Source organism: Caldibacillus sp. 210928-DFI.2.18, from assembly GCF_020554505.1.
GTDB classification, from domain to species: domain Bacteria; phylum Bacillota; class Bacilli; order Bacillales; family Caldibacillaceae; genus Caldifermentibacillus; species Caldifermentibacillus hisashii.
On sequence record NZ_JAJCHL010000001.1, the window covers coordinates 136,072 to 153,200 of the forward strand.

Below are 17,129 nucleotides of genomic sequence, written 5' to 3' on the forward strand. Positions count from 1 at the left end.
AAGGTTCACGACAGATAAATATATTGCATCGATATGCCAGCTAATATACTTATCTTTTTTTCATGAATTATTCCTATTATCCATTGTTAGCGAATCATAAAGTGATCATCTTTCAAATTTTATCGGCTTTCTTCGCTCGGCTGACTCAAATCTTTTTCAATTCTTTAACAGGAAAATTATCGGTGGAATTACCACTTTCATTCCCTTTAAGAAATTTAATACGCCTAGTTTATATTCAACGGAACTAACTAGGATGGTTGAGCCTCCTGCAAGGTTGAAAAATAATTTGTTTCTCTTTTATATTTTTATATTAGCATACCTCTTCAAAAAAGTCTGTGAATAATTTGTTAACGTTTTCATTAAAAATTTGAACGCTTTATGTAGTTCCTTTTTCGACAAATTGTGCCATCAATAAGATATCATCATACGTTTGGTGGTCTATTTTTACTCCCTTTACTTTACAGCCTTCTTCTATAAAGCCAATTTTTTTATACAAAGCAATTGCAGCGGTATTTTTGGCAAATACTTCCAAATATACTTTTTCGATAATGGGATTATCTTCGGCCCAATTAAGAAGTATTTTTAATAAAGCACTTCCTACACCCAAATTTCGATATTCTTGTGCAACTGACATACCGAATTCACCGGTATGGCGTATTTTCCTTTTATTGCCGTTTTGAAAGTTGAGAAATCCGATTATTCTATTGTCCACCTCCGCAACAAGCGCCAACTTCCCTTCACTTTTTAAACAATCTTGTAAAAATTGTTTTTCTTTTTCAACGGTCATCGTGAATTCTGGCTCGGTTGTTAACATAAAAGGGGATTCACGGAAGATCGTTCGAACGTATTGAATGATATTTTTGGCATCACTAGGTAGGGCGGTTCGGACGATAAGTGTTTCCCCCTTCTTCAGAACAAATTTTTGTTGGATAATTTCTGCCATCGAAATTCCTCCTAATCCAAGTTATGCTTGAATACGAAACTTACTTTGTCATAGTTCATTTTGTCGGTATAAAATCGGTGGGCGTTTAATCGCATGAGGCCGGATGAAAGAGCAACTGATGAATATCCATTCGTTCTCGCCCAATCATGAACAAAATTTAATAATTCTTCTCCGTAACCCATCGAACGTTTGACGGAATCTGTTACTAAATCACAAACCCAAACAAATCGCCCGTAATAGAGGGTAATCATTGGCTTAAAACCAGTCACCGCAACAATGTCACCCTGATCATAAAGGGCAAACAGTCGGTAGTGATCCTTCTCCCTTGCTTCAAATACTAAGTCAAGATACGTTTCTTCATCTAAATGGGTTCTTAGTTGTTTCATTACCGGAAATGTTTTTATAATTTCATCCTTTGATTTCAGTTCTTTTATTTCCATATCATATATCCTTCTCCTCAAACTATGATTTTAATAAATGATGGAGGAGTCGACCTTTATCATCAAAAAATTGTTTCATGAGCTGATAATGCGCTGTTTCCTCCAACTGAACTTCATTCAACCCTTCTTCTGTCAATTGAAGGATTTTTGCATCAGGATACGCCATAATAATTGGTGAATGAGTCGAAATAATAAATTGGGATCCGCTTTCCACTAATTCATGAATTCGGGTAAGCATGGAAAGTTGTCTAAGTGGTGACAAAGCCGCTTCCGGTTCATCCAGAATATATAAACCGTTGCCTTGAAAGCGATGGATGAACGCTGCAAAAAATGATTCACCGTGAGATTGTTCGTGCAATGATTTTCCCCCGAAAGACTCGACAATCTTCCTTCCCCCCAACAGTTCACGGTCCATTTCCTCGATATTGGTAGCTAGGTTATAAAACGTTTCGGCACGGAGGAAAAAATGATCATGGGGTTTGTATGGTCCTTTTGCCACCCTTAAAAACTCATGTAAATTCGAATGAGAATCGTAACTGGAAAAATGAAAATTTAACGTTCCACCTTCAGGATTGAATCCGAGACTAACGGCGATTCCTTCTAATAACGTCGACTTTCCCATCCCGTTTTCGCCGACAATATAGGTCACGTTCGGGTGGAAATGAAGTGTCCCCAAATTGCGGATGACCGGCAAGTTAAGCGGAAACGTATCAAATGAGTATACTTTTTCTCTATTTAAATAGATGCTTTTAACATATTGGTAGTCCGATGTGAGTTTCATAGCGACCTTCCTTTTTATATCTACTTTACATAATGTTTTTATGATCAACTATATGACAATGATTGCTTTGGTAAATTGCAAAAAGTCATCGAGATGGTTTTCAATAATTTTTTGTAAGATGGTTAGATTGATTTCTTGGTAATCATGAACGGCGATATTTCTGAACCCAACCATTCGTTGCATCCTTTTAGAAAGCGATACAGGGATAATTCCTTCTGTTTCCAGTAAAAGAAATGCATCACGTGACGTTTGTGGAAGACCGAGTTTTTTCTCTGCAACCACATGCATCGCTAGATCAATACTTGCTTCACAGGCCCGCTGCAAATTTAAAATAATCGAATCTTGCTTCGTAAAATTCACTAAGTTTTCCGGATTATTGGCGTATTCTTCATGTATTCGATTTAAACACCGCTCTATAATATGAATCTTATTCAGTACAACATCACTTTCCATAAATTCTCCCGCTTTCCTGCACTTTAAGTAAAATTGGTGCACGTTCCTCGTTCAATTTTGCATACATTTTCAACGTTTTCATATAAAAATGTGCTCTTTTCGTTTCATCTGAACAGTAAATTACTTTTCCTGTACTGACGATTTGAGCCTGAAATACGGTACTTGCTTGATTTAAATCAACCAAATCAACATCACGGTTTATGTGTGACGCAAACTCTTGTGCAATCAGAAAAATTTCATAAGCGTTATGATTTTGCTCGGCAAGAAAAGCAATGTCAAGATCGCTATCATTTCGCAATGTCCCTTTTACGGTAGAGCCAAACAGAACAACTAAGTAAGGTGAAAGTTTTTCTTGTAAAAAGTCTATGATCAATTGTTCCAGTTTTTCATTCAATCAGATGCACCTCCTTTTACGAATCCTTTTTCATTCGTTCAATCATCATATCCAATTTCTTTTCAATTGATTCCAATTGTTTTTCGAACGTTTCTCTTTTTCGCTTTTGATATAAAGTGAAATTAATGATGAGAATGATGATAAGTATCATGATACCTATAACTAATATTTGATAAAGTGAATCAAAAAAGGAAAATCCGTGCATTACCAAAATCTCCTTGTTTAGATTATTTCAGCTTTTAAAATCCTGGAAAAGCCAATAATTTCCCCGTTTTCATTTTGTGAGACATAAGCGGATCCACTCGAAAGGATCGTTTTCCACATCTCCTCCCTGTCATCATCGGACATTTGCTTTAAATAGTCTTCAGGTACAATATTCCGATCGGTTGTTCTCCATGTGTCACTTGCACCTTTGCAATTGCTTTTGCATCAGTAATTTCTGCTTTTCAAATCATCATCACCTCAAAAAAATTTTACGGTCGCATTTCCCAAGGTTCAAGTTGGCCGACAATGGTATGGTCTTTTCCTGTTTGAATTGCGGTAATGACACCGGCACAAATTTCCTCATGGGTTAACCATCTCGCGCGATTCCCCTCTAACTTAAACCCCAACTGTACATCATGGTATACACAATTTTCGGGTAAATGGAATGGATTACTCCCAATATTTAAGCGATAGCTGCTTCCTTTGATATGAAAAAATTGAAAGTTTTCTTTTTGATTTTGGGCAATTACAGATAAAATGGTCGGTATTGCCTCTGGTGCATCTAAATGAATCCAAGCGATAACGAGATCGATTTTTCCGTTATTGTTGATGGTATCCCAAAGATTATTCTTTAAGTCACCGGTATTTTTATAATCCAATGAAATAAATTGATGGCGACTTGGTAATTGTTTTACCAGTTGACTAAATCGCTCCTGATTTCGTGCCAAAACCGTTGTAAAATATCCAGTTTCATTTAACCATATCGTAACACCGGCAAGCATACCTGTCCCGCCGATAATTAATGCGTGTTTCATCGTATCATCCTTTAAATTATTTAGTTTACATAATCATATTATTATAAACTTATTTAAAGACACTTCACCAATTCCCCGCCAATAATACGGAAAACCCCTTTCCCTTCCATACGTTCCACCTGTCCGTTTTTTAGATAAAGTCCTGTGTTTTCATCAATGCCGTAGTTTTCTTTGTCCGGGTATCGTTTGGCAACCTCATGTAAGTGGTCCTTATCATCCCATTCACTAAAATGAACCGCAATCTGAACATCCGTTACCAACCCAAGACCCGGTCTCACTTGAAATACCCGCTCAATATTGTCTTTTGGGGAAATAATGCATGGATCCAAACTGATCAAAGCTCCGGCAGAAAATCCTACTACTGGTACACCTTTGCGAAATCGGTTCCGTATGGGATCAGCAAGACTTGTTTCTACTATATTATTTACATACTTATTTGTATCCCCACCCAAAATAATGATACCTGCACTTTTTTCAATCTTTTCTTTTGCAATCTCAATAGTTGTTGTCGGAAGCGGGAGATAAAGAAAATGGTTCAGGCCATTTTCCTGTAATGGCTTTGTAATTAAAGACAAATAATCTTGATAGTCTGTATGCCGGTCAATAAATAAAATTGAAACCGGACCACCAAGCGTTAATGAAATTTTTGCAAACTTACTAGCGAACCCGTCTGTAAACGGTGATCCCCCGCCAAAAAGAAACAAATGTGTATCCATGTGTTTTACCTCAATTATTAAAATATGTATGATAAATTTAGAACTCTACTATAATTATAGATGGAGAAAGGTGTGAATTTCAATGAAGAATGAAAAAATTTCGATTGTATGCAGTAGAATACAATTATTGCAGAAAATCATTCAATAAAATAACCTTCCTATGTTTGGAGGCTTGTAAAAATGAGAAATAAAATTACTTATCTAGTAGCTTTAGCTTGTGTAATGGGGGGAGCAATCGTTATCAATACAACCTTTTTAAGTTACTCGATTAAATCAGTTTTATTAAATATTTCAATGTTTATATTAATAATCATTGCTCTCATGAAGTTATACCTATTTTTTAAAAGAAAGCGTTCGATGATTAGCTGTATTAAAAACGGCCGGGGACTTTTTTAGTACCCGGCCTTTCGATTAACTGACATCCAAATATCTTTTATTAAGTCGGCTTCTAGAGAATATCAAATATACTGATGAAAGTGCCAACAAACCACCGGCCAAGTAAAAAGCAAATTGCACATTCCATTCAGCAATTGCCCCAAAAACCAGTGTTGATAATCCGAAAAATAGTGAGATGATTGTTTGCTGGGCTCCATAAATTTTTGGCAACTCGTCAACAGTTGCTTCCTTCTGTAGATAAATCGTCATCGAAAGGTCTTTCATTTGATCGATAATGCCACTTAGCGCAACCAATAGCAGCGCTAACCAAACATACGTGTTTAAGCCAAATAAAAAGGTTACAACCGCTGCCCCAATAGATGTGCATATAAGGATCAATCGCAAACGACCTTCAATGAACCGTGAAGCTTTCGTACAAAACAGCCCGCCAACAATTAAACCAATAAAATAAATCGTATTCATGTATCCCCACCAAGCTTCGGATACATGGAAAATTTCTTTAACAAAAACATATAAAATCGCCGCAACCCAGACAACACCGGCAATTGCTTCAAACATAATTTGTACATGAATGATTCGATACAGCGGCTTATTCCAAATGATCAGCCAACCTTCCTTCATTGCCTCTGATTTCTTTTCTCTATTTTCAGCAGGTTGGAAAGGTGTATTGTCTATAATTCCTTTCATCATGAAAGTGGAAAAGACAAATAATACAAACGTCAGCCAAATGACATTTTTCCCTGTTAAAAAGGCAACCAACATACTACCTAATGCCCAACCTGACAGTTGCGTTGTTTGATTCATAACGGCAACAAAACTGTTGGCTTTAACAAGTTCCTCTTTCTTCACTAACCGTGGAAGCATGGCATTCGTTGCCGGCAATGCCCACCCATCGAAAAAAGCAATTAGAAAGATAAGGAAAAGCACCAGCCAAATTCCCTGTTCCTTTTGAAAACTGACAAAACAGGACAGCCCGAACAAAAAAATCGTTTTTACTGTTTGTGAACCGACTAACAATGTTTTTAACTGGTATTTATTGAAAAGAATCGGTGACAAAAGACTGCTAATAAACCGACCAATTGTATTTAAAAACGGCAATAACGCCAAATAAAACGCTGAACTTGTGAACCCATATAAAATTGAAATACATCCGACAATATAAAACACATCACCAAAATTGGCCAAAAGCTGACCCAACCATAAATAACGAAATGATTTGCTTTTCATCAAAACTACCCCTTTTCTTTTTTATCGATAAAAGAAAAAGACAATAGTTACACTGGATTAATCCCTCCTGAAAAATATAATCACGTGACGCGATACATCTTATTTCAAAAACAAATGTAAGTAGTAAAATCCAATATGTTTGGAAACTGAATATTTTTAAAGTGAATACGGGTAGCCGATGAAAAGTTTCGATCTTGTTTTTTTGATTTTACTATTTTTTCAAAGTTTCTTCAATAAATGAGTTTTTATCCCCATTTATCCGTAAAAATCTTGTGTGGAATAAACCAATTTTTGCTAAAAACATAAATGTATATGTGACTTTCTTTGCACCATTTGCCAATTTATAGTAATTTATAAGTTAGAGTACTAAGGAGGTAGGAATCATGGCAACCATTGAGGACTTTGATAAATTAGATATCCGAGTAGGAACGGTAATCTCTGCTGGACCATTCCCGGAAGCTAGAAAACCGGCGATTAAATTGCAAATTGATTTTGGTGAAGTCGGAATCAAACAATCTTCCGCACAAATAACGAAGCGATATACACCGGAAAAACTGGTCGGTCGACAAGTGATTGCCGTCATTAACTTCCCTCCCCGACGCATTGCCGGATTCAAGTCAGAGGTATTAGTACTTGGCGGCTTGCCGGGTGAAGACGATGTGGTCTTATTAAATATTGACGAACCGGTTGCGAACGGGACAAAAATCGGATAAAACCACTTGAACAACTCAAGAATCGAGGGATATATATGTCCAGGCCGATTATTTGTGAACAATGCCATAAAGTTATTGAGGAAAAAGAAGACTTGGTCACAGCAAGCATCTTTTTCCGTGTGAAACCTTATCATTATTTTTGCTATGGAAAAGATGTGCGAGGCGCAAGGTCTGTCTTTTTCACAAACCATCCACTGAACGGTATATCAGGAAACCTCAGCTACTTGTTGACACTCCTGATGACTGTTGCTCTGTTCCTCTTTACCAAGAGTTTTATCAAATATATTGCACTTGTCTACTTGATCACGGAAACAGGTTTACGGATTTACGCTTATTGTACTTATTCAAGACATCTTAAAATGTAGAAGGAGCCCGGCACTTAACGAAAAAAAGTGTTGGGCTCTTTTTAATCGAACAATTTACATCCCTTCCTTGATCCATTTGGCAAGGCATTGTTTCCCCAACTTCAAAAATTACAATTTTTTGGAACTTTATGCTATGATAATGGTTAAAAAATAATGATGGGGTGGCGTTATGTCTCTTGCAAGTGTAAAAGAACATTTTAAACAGTGGAACCGTGACAAAGATATTATGGAATTTGATACATCCAGTGCAACCGTTGAACAGGCGGCAGAAACAATTGGTGTTATTCCTGCCAGAATTGCAAAGACTCTATCGTTCCGTGGGGATAACAATCAGGCAATCCTTGTCGTTACAGCCGGTGATGCCAAAATTGATAATCAAAAGTTCAGACATTTTTTTGGGTTTAAAGCACGGATGCTCAGTGCCGAGGAAGTCGTTGAACAAACCGGACACGTGATTGGTGGTGTTTGTCCGTTTGGATTGGCTAACGACCTCGGTGTTTATTTAGACATCTCATTAAAACGGTTCGAAACCGTTTTTCCAGCATGTGGCAGTACCAATTCCGCCATTGAGCTCACTTGTGAAGAATTGGAAAAGTTTTCTAATGCAAAAAGTTGGATTGATGTGTGCAAAGCTTGGCAAGATCAAGAACTACTTGAACAAATTAAATAAGAGACCGGGACTAACTCGGCCTCTTTACCTTTCTACTATATTCAATGCCGTCTTCTAATTGATAGAAAGCCACACACGGATCTGCTAACTCGGCCTCTTACCCTTCTACTGTATTCAATGTTCGTTCAATCCACTGAATAATATCTTCGTAAACTTCCTCTTTATTGATTTCATTTAATACTTCATGCCGGGCATCTTGATAAAATCGGTAATCGATTTTATGTAACCCATTTTTTTCAAGTTGTTTTATCGCTTTTTTGACACCTTTAGCATAGGTACCAACCGGGTCACGATCGCCACTAATAAAGAAAATTGGTAAATCTTTTCTGATTTGTTGGATAAGAGCATCTTGGTGAATAAGCTGTAATCCGGTTAATAAATCATAGAAAAAAGTTCCTGAGCAGACAAAACCGCAATACGGGTCTTGAAGATAAGCGTGAACGACGGATTCATCCCTGGATAACCAAGAAAACTTATTTTTGACATGGTCCAATCCTTTATTGTACGAACCAAATATAATCCGGTTCATTACATGGCTGGGAGCGGTTTTCCCGAATTTTCGTATCTCCCTTTTCGCCACAAGTTTACCGATAGCAGCCGCAAGCCCTGGGTTTCCACCGGTACCAGATAAAATGACCCCGGTGATATCACCCGAATATTTCTGAATATATCTCCGTGACAGAAACGATCCCAAACTATGTCCGAACAAAATCATTGGTTTATCAGGATAGAGTTTCTTAATATGATTCGTAATAGCATGAAGATCATCCACTACCCGGTCAAATCCATCCTTTTCAGCAAAATAGCCAAAAACCCCGGCTTTTTCACCTGTACGTCCATGCCCGCGATGATCATTTCCATAAACAAAAATCCCTCTACTAAGAAGAAATTGAGCAAAATCGTCATATCGTTCAATATGTTCTGCCATACCGTGGGAAATTTGGACAATTGCCCGGGGTGATTCCCCTTCATTCACCCAGCTTCTTAAGTAAATCTCATGCCCATCATCCATTTCCAACCATTCCGTCATTTTCCCCATCATTGCTCACCTTTTCATAAATATTTTATTCCCAATCTCCCTGTCATGAATAAGTGGTTCATATTTTTATCGAAATATCGTTTATAATCAGTATCTTTATCTTATACCTTCGTATACATTTCCAGCAAGGATGTAAATTCGATTTTCTCCGACTGCTTCATCTTTCCTTTCGATTCATGTCTATCCGACCTGCTATTAGATCTTTCTAAATTTATCCTTCCATTTCCGTATCAGGGACAACGGTTTGCCGGGCTCGAAACGATACAATAATTGTTAAAACAGATAATAAGATTAAAATACTGCCCGCATAAGGACTTTCGTTAATCGATGCATGTTCAATCACCATCCCGCCAACAAATGATCCAGTTGCAACACCTAAATGGAGGGCTGAATTATTTAAGCTTTGCTGAATCGATGCCGTTTTTGGTGATGACTCAATCAAGTAACTTTGCATAGCCGGTGAAACTCCCCAGCTTAAAATTCCCCAAACAATTGAGGCGACAATAAATAAAGGAATTAATCCCGTTGTGTGGGGAATGATTAAAAATAATCCGGTAAAAAGTAACAATGAGATGACGATCGTCTTTTTGGAACCGAATAAATCGGCTAACGCTCCGCCAATTCCCCCGCCGCTGACCGCTGAAATGCCAAAAATAAAGTAGATAATACTAATCCATGTTCCATCAAGCCCCATAGTTTCTTGCAAAAAAGGTTTGAAATAACCATATAAAACTGTATGTCCGGCCATATATAAAAAGGTCGTTAATAGGGCAAAGAGAACTTTTCTGCTTTTTAGACTGGCTAATTGGATATGGAGCGGGACTTGTGACTCCGGCTCAATCCGACTCATCCATAAATAAACACCGATAATTGAAAAAAACGTCAAAACGGCAATCATAACAAATGGAGCTCGCCATCCGAAAGAATTCCCTAACATTAAACCAATTGGAATACCAAGCACCAATGCCCCACTTACCCCCATCGAGATGACACCAATTGCTCTCCCCCGGTATTGCGGTTCAACCATATTCGGCGCCATCACAAGACAAAGGATCGTTAATAATGCCCCACTGGTGGCACTGATGATACGACCGACGAACACGATTGCATAAGTTGGACTGAAAATTGTTATTATATTACCGAAGAGAAAAATCCAAAGACAAATCAGCATTAACCGTTTCCTCTCGATATTTGCTGTCAAAATTAATAACACCGGTGAAAGTAATGCAAAAATGAGAGCAAAAATGGTAATCAAATAACCGGCCTGACTAAGGCTTACATCTAAGTCTGCTGCTATAAGATCAAGAATACCACTTATGATTAGTTCAACCATCCCAACCACAAAAGCAATAATCATCAAAAAGTAAATCCGTTTATTCATTTTATAATTCCTTTCTATTTTATCTGAATATAATACTAATCATGTTTATGGGAGAAAACAAGAAATATAGATGTGATGATTTTTTGTCCATTTTTGAAGATAAATAAATACCCTTTTCCCACTCCAGTGTATTTCAGCTCATTTTGCTTTTTCAACGATAATCTTTTATAATTGAACTAAGGTCAAAAAAGGGCAAAGGAGCGGTCAATATGGATGTCAATCGTATGACGGAACGGATGCAGTCGGGAATCTTCCATGCACAAACCATTGCTAGTAATCGGCATCATCAAGAAATCGATGAAGTCCACCTGTATCTTGCGTTCATGCAAGACACAGACAATCTTGTCACCGCTATTCTCGAAAAATTGCATGCAAATAGTAACCTATTCAAACAGGGATTAGAAGCTTTAGCAAAGAAAAAACCTGTTGTCACCGGCAGCGGTGTGGAACAAGGAAACATATATATTTCCAACCAATTACAGCGTGTTTTTACCGAAGCTGAAAAAACAATGACCACCTTTAAAGATGAGTATTTATCAGTTGAACATATTCTTATTGCTTCTGTAACTTTGGAGACTGATGTCGGGAAACTCTTAAAAAATCAGGGGATCACCTTGCAAAAAGTATTAGAAGCTATAAGAGAAATAAGGGGGAATCAAAGAGTGACATCACCAAATCCGGAAAGTACATACAATGTTTTGGAAAAATATGGTCGAGACTTAGTTGCTGAGGTCCGATCCGGAAAGGTCGATCCGGTTATAGGTCGCGATAATGAAATACGGCAAGTAATTCGTATTTTGTCACGGAAAACGAAAAATAACCCGGTATTAATCGGTGAACCCGGTGTCGGGAAAACAGCCATTGTTGAAGGTTTGGCTCAAAGAATTGTTCGTCGTGATGTCCCTGAGGGTTTAAAGGATAAAACGATTTTTTCCCTTGATATGAGTGCGCTTGTTGCCGGGGCAAAATTTCGTGGTGAATTTGAAGAACGGTTAAAAGCTGTTTTGAACGAAATTAAGAAAAGTGAAGGAAAAATCATCTTGTTTATCGATGAATTGCATACTATCGTCGGTGCCGGAAAGACGAATGGTGCCATGGATGCGGGAAATATGTTAAAACCGATGCTTGCACGAGGGGAATTGCATTGTATCGGGGCAACAACATTAGATGAACATCGACAATATATTGAAAAAGACCCGGCATTAGAGCGACGTTTTCAACCGGTTATCGTCCAAGAACCGGATGTTGAAGACACCATCTCAATTTTACGCGGCTTGAAAGAACGATATGAAATTCATCACGGCGTTAAAATCCATGACCGTGCACTGGTCGCGGCAGCAACCTTATCCAACCGTTATATTACCGATCGGTTTCTGCCAGATAAAGCGATCGACTTAATCGACGAAGCTTGTGCGATGATCCGGACTGAAATTGACTCGATGCCGCAAGAATTAGATGAAGTGACGAGGCGAGTCATGCAGCTCGAAATTGAAGAAGCGGCCCTTTCCAAAGAAGATGATCCGGTGAGTATGAGCCGCCTCGATGTTTTGAAAAAAGAACTGGCGGAACTTCGCGATCAAGCTAATGAAATGAAAGCGAAATGGCAGTTGGAAAAAGAAGGCATTCAGATGGTTCAGGATAAGCGGGAACAACTGGAAAAACTACGTTGGGAACTGGAAAAGGCGGAAAACGAGTATGATTTGAATAAAGCTGCTGAACTAAGACACGGTCGGATTCCTGCATTAGAAAAAGAATTGCGGGAATTGGAGGAAAAAGTCCATGAACATGCAGAAAATCGATTGTTGCGTGAAGAAGTGACCGATGAAGAGATCGCCGAAATTGTTGCCCGCTGGACAGGTATTCCTGTGACAAAACTCGTTGAAAGTGAACGGGAAAAATTATTGCGACTGGAATCGATTTTACATGAACGAGTCATCGGACAAGATGAGGCTGTTCGGCTTGTGTCCGATGCGATACTTCGGGCAAGAGCCGGCATTAAAGATCCGAATCGGCCGATTGGATCCTTTATGTTCCTTGGTCCCACCGGTGTCGGGAAAACGGAACTTGCCAAGGCACTTGCCCAACATTTATTCGATAGCGAAGAGCATATCATCCGCATCGATATGTCCGAATATATGGAAAAGCATACCGTTTCAAGATTAATTGGTGCGCCGCCCGGATATGTCGGTTATGAACAAGGTGGTCAATTAACCGAAGCAGTAAGAAGAAATCCTTATTCGGTTGTATTATTTGACGAAATTGAAAAAGCACATCCGGAAGTGTTCAATATATTATTGCAAATGCTCGACGATGGTCGGATTACTGATTCTCAAGGTCGTACCGTTGATTTTAAAAATACCGTGGTTATTATGACCTCAAATCTGGGATCACAATTTTTACTGGAGCGAGAACAAGGAACGGACGAAATTCGTTCAGAAGCTCGTGAACTGGTTATGGAGCAGTTACGCAGTCATTTTCGTCCGGAATTTTTAAATCGTGTGGATGAAATTATTTTATTTAAACCTTTGACATTGGATAATATTAAAGGGATTGTTACCAAATTACTTAGCGAACTGCAGGAAAGATTGAAAGATCAACAAATTAAGCTGGAAATTTCAGATGAAGCGAAGGAATATATCGCTGAAAACGGATTTGACCCGGTTTTCGGTGCAAGACCATTGAAACGATTTATTCAACGTACGGTTGAGACGGAACTGGCAAGGCAAATAATCGCAAGAAAGGTACAAGAAAACGAGACGGTTGTAATTTCAATTGACAATGGTGAGTTGAAATTAGGGGTAAAATAAGTATTTAGAAAAACCGACCTGTTTTGGATAGTTCTGGCCGGTTTTTCTTTATGTTTATGACCTTATTAAGTTTTTTCCTATTTTCGGGGAATTTTGTTGCTAATAAAGAAACGGTCTGCAAATAGTGGCAGGTTTATTGAGGTTAATTCCTAGTTTTTGAAATTGTTCCCAAATCCATTTAACTTTCTTTTTCTTTATTTTCTAATCCCGGTTTTCTCTGCCAGTTCTGTATACCATTCCACTTCTTCTTGTACTTTTTTTGTAAAATCGGAACTGTTTAGGTAACCCGGTTGTAAATATATTTTTTCGAGCTGAGCTTGGAACTGTTTATCTTGTTGCATTTTTTCAATTGCTGCTTCCCATTTTTTTACAATATCTTTCGGTGTATCTTTTGGTAAAGAAATCCCGGTCCACCAGCTGACCGATAAGTTTGGGAAGCCGAGTTCTTCTGTTGTCGGTACATCCGGATAAAGCGGGCTTCGTTCTGAACCTTGAACAGCTAACACTTTCAATTTCCCCGATTCAACAAGGGAATACACTTCCCCTGCGTTGTGGACGGCCAAAATAACATGACCACCTGCTACTTTAGCAGCTGAATCACTGGCCCCTTCACTGGAGACCATTTGCGTTTTTGTATAGTCAACCCCAACTGAATCCAGCCATTCTGCAACACCAAAGCTGGAAAAACCGGCCGGACCGACGCTCGCCCATGTGAGTTGTTCCGGGTTTTCTTTTACCCACTCGGTAAATTCTTTTAAATCCTTCCAGGGTGCGTCACTTTTTACTGCATAAACTAACGGTGATTCGGCGACACGTGCAGCAAACTGATGGCTTTTAGCTGTTAATATAGGCTGAGTAGTCCCAGCTTCATACATGGTTGTAGAAGAATTGTTGTTCATGAGTACAGTATAGCCATCCGGTTTCGATTCCAACAGGGCATATTGGGCACCAACAATTCCTCCGCCTCCCGTTTTATTGACAACGACAACCGGTTGCCCCCACTCTTTACTTAAATAATCGGCAACGGCACGGGCAGCCAAATCCACGCCGCCACCTGCCGCAAATGGAACGACTAATTCAATTTGCCGGTTTGGATAATTACCCGAACTGGTTCCCTTTGTCTTCGCTGCGTTTGATTCTGTTGTGTTGTTTTGGACCGAGCATCCTGCTAAAATTGTAAAAATCACAATAATATTCATGAATAAAATAGGGATTAATTTTTTCATATTCACTTCTCCTCTGTTCCTTTTTTCAATACAATTTCACATTTATTTTTTATCGAGATCAACAAACTTGGATAACTTATGACATATCTTGTGATTCACCGGTTTCTTGAATCATTCTTCTTTTTGTTCTTTTGGTAAATAAGATGGAAATCATAAGGATAATGATTGAGCTTAATAATAAACCGAGTGAGATCGGTCTTTCCACAAAAATAAGTAGGTTCCCTGACGATATTTCCAAAGACTGAATAAATGATATTTCCATTTTTGGTCCTAAAACTAAACATAAGATGAAAGGAATAATCGGCCAATTGAATTTATGGAACAAGTAACCGAGAACGCCTAAAACAATCGCAACAAAACAGTCAAATAAACTATTGCGTACTGAAAATGCACCAAGTAGACTTATCATTAAAATAATCGGTGCCAAGATTCCAAACGGGACATCGGTTAGTTTTGCCCAAACTCCGACAAGCGGCAGATTTAAGATTAAAAGAATGACATTTCCGATAAACATACTTGCAATAACCGTCCAAACAAACTCACTGTTTTGCTCAAAAAGGATTGGTCCCGGGGTTAAGCCGTAAATCATGAAGGCTGCAAGTAAAACTGCCAGTGGTGGAGAAGAAGGAATCCCCAGTGAAAGGAGTGGAATAAAGCCCCCGGAACTTGTCGCATTGTTTGCCGATTCCGGGCCGGCTACCCCTTCAATCGCCCCATGACCAAATTTTTCCGGATGTTTGGAAACTTTTTTCTCAATATCATAAGAAAGAAAAGATGTAATGGTTGCCGAAAAACCAGGCAAAATTCCGAGAAAAAATCCAAGCAGGCTTCCACGTAAAATTGGCATTTTGCTATTTTTCAAGTCTTCCTTGGTCGGGAAAACTTTTTTAATTTTTTGCTGCTTAATTTTTATCCGACTCTCTTCAATTCCCTTCAGCACTTCGGTTATCGCAAATAAACCAATAATAATGCTGATCATTTCAAAACCCCCAACCAAAACCGGAAGACCAAAGTCAAATCGTGCCACACCTGAAGATAAACCAATTCCGACAAATGAAACAAGAAAGCCGCAAGCCCCCATAATCAATGATTTTATAAACGAATAACCGGAAATGTTAAATAAAATGAACAAAGCCATAAGCATTAAGACAAAATATTCGGGCGGACCGAATTTCAAAGCTTGATCTGCTAAAATTGGGGCAAACAATACAAGTCCGACGAGACCCAGTATTCCGGCAAAAAAAGAGCCAATCGCAGCAATCCCAAGCGCTGCACCGCCTCTTCCCTGCTTTGCCAGCGGATATCCGTCGAGTGTTGCCGGAACCGATGACGATTCACCGGGGATATTCATTAAAATGGCTGTTGTCGAACCCCCGTACATTGCCCCGTAATAAATTCCGGCCATCATCATAATCCCTTGCACCGGTTCAAGGATCGTTGTCATTGGTAGTAAAATGGCAATTGCAGAAGTCGGACCGAGTCCTGGTAACACACCGACGAAAGTGCCAAGAAAGGAGCCGACCACAACGATGAATAAATTGAAAGGGGTCAACACAGCACCTAATCCGTTAAGCAAATACATGATTGAATCCAAGTATGAGATCCCCCTTTTTAAATTGATAATATTGGCGTAATAGGTAATGGTGTTTTTAATAAGGTGATAAACAAGTAGTACATAACTGCTGTAAAAATTAAGGCAAAGGCCATTGTCCATACCCATCGGTAGTTACCGATTACTTTAAGTAATAAAAGAAAGGCTATAAATGTGGTAACAAAATAGCCGAGGTAGTTCATACTGAAACAATACAGACATAATATCCCAATTGTATAAATCATTGTTTTTAATTGTTTATGATTTGGCATGACCACTTTTTCTTCTTTGTAAGGTAAGCAAAGGTAGAACAATCCTGCAACAATGAGGATGATTCCTATTATTGCAGGAAAGGCATGATCACCAATCAGTATGCCTGTGCCATAAGTATAAAGTCTGGATGCTTCCAGGGTCGCGAAAATTCCGAAAGCTATAGATACAACTCCACCGATTCGTCTAATAAACAATGCGAAAATGATGTAACCCTCCTTCCCGGAACAATCATGTAGGGCGTATTTTTTACACTTTCATCTGGGCGAGTATCTTCAATTACCTATTTATTCTATATTCAACCGTCAGTCATTTGGGCACAAATAAAAAAATTTTGGGCAGGTTGACAGTTTTACATGTTTTCGGAGCAACAAGATTATATGCCCTCCTCCTTAAAATTTTGTTTAAAGCAGATAGGTGTTATGGACGTATGGAACAATTAGGCTACCATGAAAAAACCATCTTCCTGTGGTGTAGCCTAGCGCTACATGGGGGACTGTGGGACAAAATGAATTGAAAATCAAGAAAAAATGTCTCATAGGCCCGTGCTATGGGACAAAGCATGCTGGAAAATCAGAAGAAATGTCCCATAGAAGCAAAGAAACATCTGGCTATGGGACAAATTGAATTGAAAATCAAGAAGAAATGTCTCATAGGCCCGTGCTATGGGACAAAGCATGCTGGAAAATCAGAAGAAA

At 38.6% G+C, this 17,129-nt stretch carries 17 protein-coding genes; 3 read left to right on the top strand and 14 right to left on the bottom strand.

The window, feature by feature from the left end; translation table 11 throughout:
• Positions 1–376 precede the first annotated feature (376 nt).
• The 9 genes from LIZ98_RS00705 to LIZ98_RS00745 all read right to left on the bottom strand — a co-directional run bounded on the left by LIZ98_RS00705 (position 377) and on the right by LIZ98_RS00745 (position 6,369).
• Positions 377–943: a GNAT family N-acetyltransferase gene (locus LIZ98_RS00705; protein WP_227138602.1), complete on the bottom strand. Its 567-nt coding sequence runs from the start codon at positions 941–943 to the stop codon at positions 377–379.
• Between the two features lie 11 nt (positions 944–954).
• Positions 955–1,383 carry a GNAT family N-acetyltransferase gene (locus LIZ98_RS00710; protein ID WP_041845172.1) on the bottom strand — a complete coding sequence of 143 codons (429 nt, stop codon included), beginning with the start codon at positions 1,381–1,383 and terminating at the stop codon, positions 955–957.
• Positions 1,384–1,405: 22 nt separating this feature from the next.
• Complete coding sequence (locus tag LIZ98_RS00715; protein ID WP_034770197.1) at positions 1,406–2,164, bottom strand: AAA family ATPase; 759 nt, start codon at positions 2,162–2,164, stop codon at positions 1,406–1,408.
• 48 nt (positions 2,165–2,212) lie between these two features.
• The gene (hepT, locus tag LIZ98_RS00720) at positions 2,213–2,617 is read right to left on the bottom strand and encodes a type VII toxin-antitoxin system HepT family RNase toxin (protein ID WP_227138601.1); all 405 of its coding nucleotides are present in this window, start codon (positions 2,615–2,617) and stop codon (positions 2,213–2,215) included.
• Positions 2,607–3,011: a type VII toxin-antitoxin system MntA family adenylyltransferase antitoxin gene (gene mntA / locus LIZ98_RS00725; protein ID WP_034770202.1), complete on the bottom strand. Its 405-nt coding sequence runs from the start codon at positions 3,009–3,011 to the stop codon at positions 2,607–2,609. Before mntA ends, hepT begins: the two co-directional genes overlap by 11 nt.
• 16 nt (positions 3,012–3,027) lie before the next feature.
• Complete coding sequence (locus LIZ98_RS00730) at positions 3,028–3,216, bottom strand: DUF4083 family protein (protein ID WP_034770205.1); 189 nt, start codon at positions 3,214–3,216, stop codon at positions 3,028–3,030.
• Between the two features lie 268 nt (positions 3,217–3,484).
• On the bottom strand, positions 3,485–4,030 hold the full coding sequence (locus LIZ98_RS00735; protein ID WP_227138600.1) for a Rossmann-fold NAD(P)-binding domain-containing protein: 546 nt from the start codon (positions 4,028–4,030) through the stop codon (positions 3,485–3,487).
• A gap of 53 nt (positions 4,031–4,083) precedes the next feature.
• Entirely contained in the window at positions 4,084–4,746 is a 663-nt protein-coding gene (locus LIZ98_RS00740; protein WP_227138599.1) for a Type 1 glutamine amidotransferase-like domain-containing protein, read from the bottom strand.
• Between the two features lie 411 nt (positions 4,747–5,157).
• Positions 5,158–6,369, bottom strand: coding sequence for an MFS transporter (locus LIZ98_RS00745; RefSeq protein ID WP_041846144.1), 1,212 nt, complete (start codon positions 6,367–6,369; stop codon positions 5,158–5,160).
• Between the two features lie 383 nt (positions 6,370–6,752).
• Between LIZ98_RS00745 and csaA the strand changes: the two genes are divergently transcribed.
• Together csaA and LIZ98_RS00755 are read left to right on the top strand one after the other, a co-directional pair.
• Positions 6,753–7,082, top strand: a complete 330-nt coding sequence (gene csaA, locus LIZ98_RS00750; protein WP_041846143.1) for a chaperone CsaA — start codon at positions 6,753–6,755, stop codon at positions 7,080–7,082.
• A gap of 534 nt (positions 7,083–7,616) precedes the next feature.
• Complete coding sequence (locus LIZ98_RS00755) at positions 7,617–8,117, top strand: YbaK/EbsC family protein (RefSeq protein ID WP_034770219.1); 501 nt, start codon at positions 7,617–7,619, stop codon at positions 8,115–8,117.
• A gap of 97 nt (positions 8,118–8,214) precedes the next feature.
• Here the strand turns inward: LIZ98_RS00755 and LIZ98_RS00760 are convergent, their stop codons facing one another.
• Together LIZ98_RS00760 and LIZ98_RS00765 are read right to left on the bottom strand one after the other, a co-directional pair.
• Positions 8,215–9,156 carry an alpha/beta hydrolase gene (locus LIZ98_RS00760; RefSeq protein WP_227138598.1) on the bottom strand — a complete coding sequence of 314 codons (942 nt, stop codon included), beginning with the start codon at positions 9,154–9,156 and terminating at the stop codon, positions 8,215–8,217.
• Positions 9,157–9,367: 211 nt separating this feature from the next.
• Positions 9,368–10,537 carry an MFS transporter gene (locus LIZ98_RS00765; protein ID WP_227138597.1) on the bottom strand — a complete coding sequence of 390 codons (1,170 nt, stop codon included), beginning with the start codon at positions 10,535–10,537 and terminating at the stop codon, positions 9,368–9,370.
• 209 nt (positions 10,538–10,746) lie between these two features.
• Here LIZ98_RS00765 and clpB point away from each other — a divergent pair, with 209 nt between their 5' ends.
• Complete coding sequence (clpB, locus tag LIZ98_RS00770) at positions 10,747–13,344, top strand: ATP-dependent chaperone ClpB (RefSeq protein WP_041846138.1); 2,598 nt, start codon at positions 10,747–10,749, stop codon at positions 13,342–13,344.
• A 194-nt stretch (positions 13,345–13,538) separates the two neighbouring features.
• On the opposite strand, the gene LIZ98_RS00775 is transcribed toward clpB, so the two are convergent.
• The 3 genes from LIZ98_RS00775 to LIZ98_RS00785 all read right to left on the bottom strand — a co-directional run bounded on the left by LIZ98_RS00775 (position 13,539) and on the right by LIZ98_RS00785 (position 16,628).
• Positions 13,539–14,570 (bottom strand): tripartite tricarboxylate transporter substrate binding protein, encoded by a 1,032-nt coding sequence (locus tag LIZ98_RS00775; RefSeq protein ID WP_227138596.1) that lies wholly within the window; start codon positions 14,568–14,570, stop codon positions 13,539–13,541.
• A gap of 76 nt (positions 14,571–14,646) precedes the next feature.
• The gene (locus tag LIZ98_RS00780; RefSeq protein WP_200890339.1) at positions 14,647–16,152 is read right to left on the bottom strand and encodes a tripartite tricarboxylate transporter permease; all 1,506 of its coding nucleotides are present in this window, start codon (positions 16,150–16,152) and stop codon (positions 14,647–14,649) included.
• 29 nt (positions 16,153–16,181) lie between these two features.
• A complete protein-coding gene (locus LIZ98_RS00785) occupies positions 16,182–16,628 on the bottom strand; it encodes a tripartite tricarboxylate transporter TctB family protein (RefSeq protein WP_161522399.1) in 447 nt (148 codons plus the stop codon).
• Positions 16,629–17,129: the final 501 nt, after the last annotated feature.

Excerpts from the sequence above, each read along its gene's own strand:
- LIZ98_RS00775 (WP_227138596.1), bottom strand. The coding sequence starts at position 14,570 with ATGAAAAAATTAATCCCTATTTTATTCATGAATATTATTGTGATTTTT.
- LIZ98_RS00745 (WP_041846144.1), bottom strand. The coding sequence starts at position 6,369 with ATGAAAAGCAAATCATTTCGTTATTTATGGTTGGGTCAGCTTTTGGCC.
- LIZ98_RS00715 (WP_034770197.1), bottom strand. The coding sequence starts at position 2,164 with ATGAAACTCACATCGGACTACCAATATGTTAAAAGCATCTATTTAAAT.
- csaA (WP_041846143.1), top strand. The coding sequence starts at position 6,753 with ATGGCAACCATTGAGGACTTTGATAAATTAGATATCCGAGTAGGAACG.
- LIZ98_RS00740 (WP_227138599.1), bottom strand. The coding sequence starts at position 4,746 with ATGGATACACATTTGTTTCTTTTTGGCGGGGGATCACCGTTTACAGAC.
- LIZ98_RS00710 (WP_041845172.1), bottom strand. The coding sequence starts at position 1,383 with ATGGAAATAAAAGAACTGAAATCAAAGGATGAAATTATAAAAACATTT.
- LIZ98_RS00705 (WP_227138602.1), bottom strand. The coding sequence starts at position 943 with ATGGCAGAAATTATCCAACAAAAATTTGTTCTGAAGAAGGGGGAAACA.
- LIZ98_RS00780 (WP_200890339.1), bottom strand. The coding sequence starts at position 16,152 with ATGTATTTGCTTAACGGATTAGGTGCTGTGTTGACCCCTTTCAATTTA.
- LIZ98_RS00760 (WP_227138598.1), bottom strand. The coding sequence starts at position 9,156 with ATGGGGAAAATGACGGAATGGTTGGAAATGGATGATGGGCATGAGATT.
- LIZ98_RS00730 (WP_034770205.1), bottom strand. The coding sequence starts at position 3,216 with ATGCACGGATTTTCCTTTTTTGATTCACTTTATCAAATATTAGTTATA.
- clpB (WP_041846138.1), top strand. The coding sequence starts at position 10,747 with ATGGATGTCAATCGTATGACGGAACGGATGCAGTCGGGAATCTTCCAT.
- LIZ98_RS00765 (WP_227138597.1), bottom strand. The coding sequence starts at position 10,537 with ATGAATAAACGGATTTACTTTTTGATGATTATTGCTTTTGTGGTTGGG.
- hepT (WP_227138601.1), bottom strand. The coding sequence starts at position 2,617 with ATGGAAAGTGATGTTGTACTGAATAAGATTCATATTATAGAGCGGTGT.
- LIZ98_RS00755 (WP_034770219.1), top strand. The coding sequence starts at position 7,617 with ATGTCTCTTGCAAGTGTAAAAGAACATTTTAAACAGTGGAACCGTGAC.
- LIZ98_RS00735 (WP_227138600.1), bottom strand. The coding sequence starts at position 4,030 with ATGAAACACGCATTAATTATCGGCGGGACAGGTATGCTTGCCGGTGTT.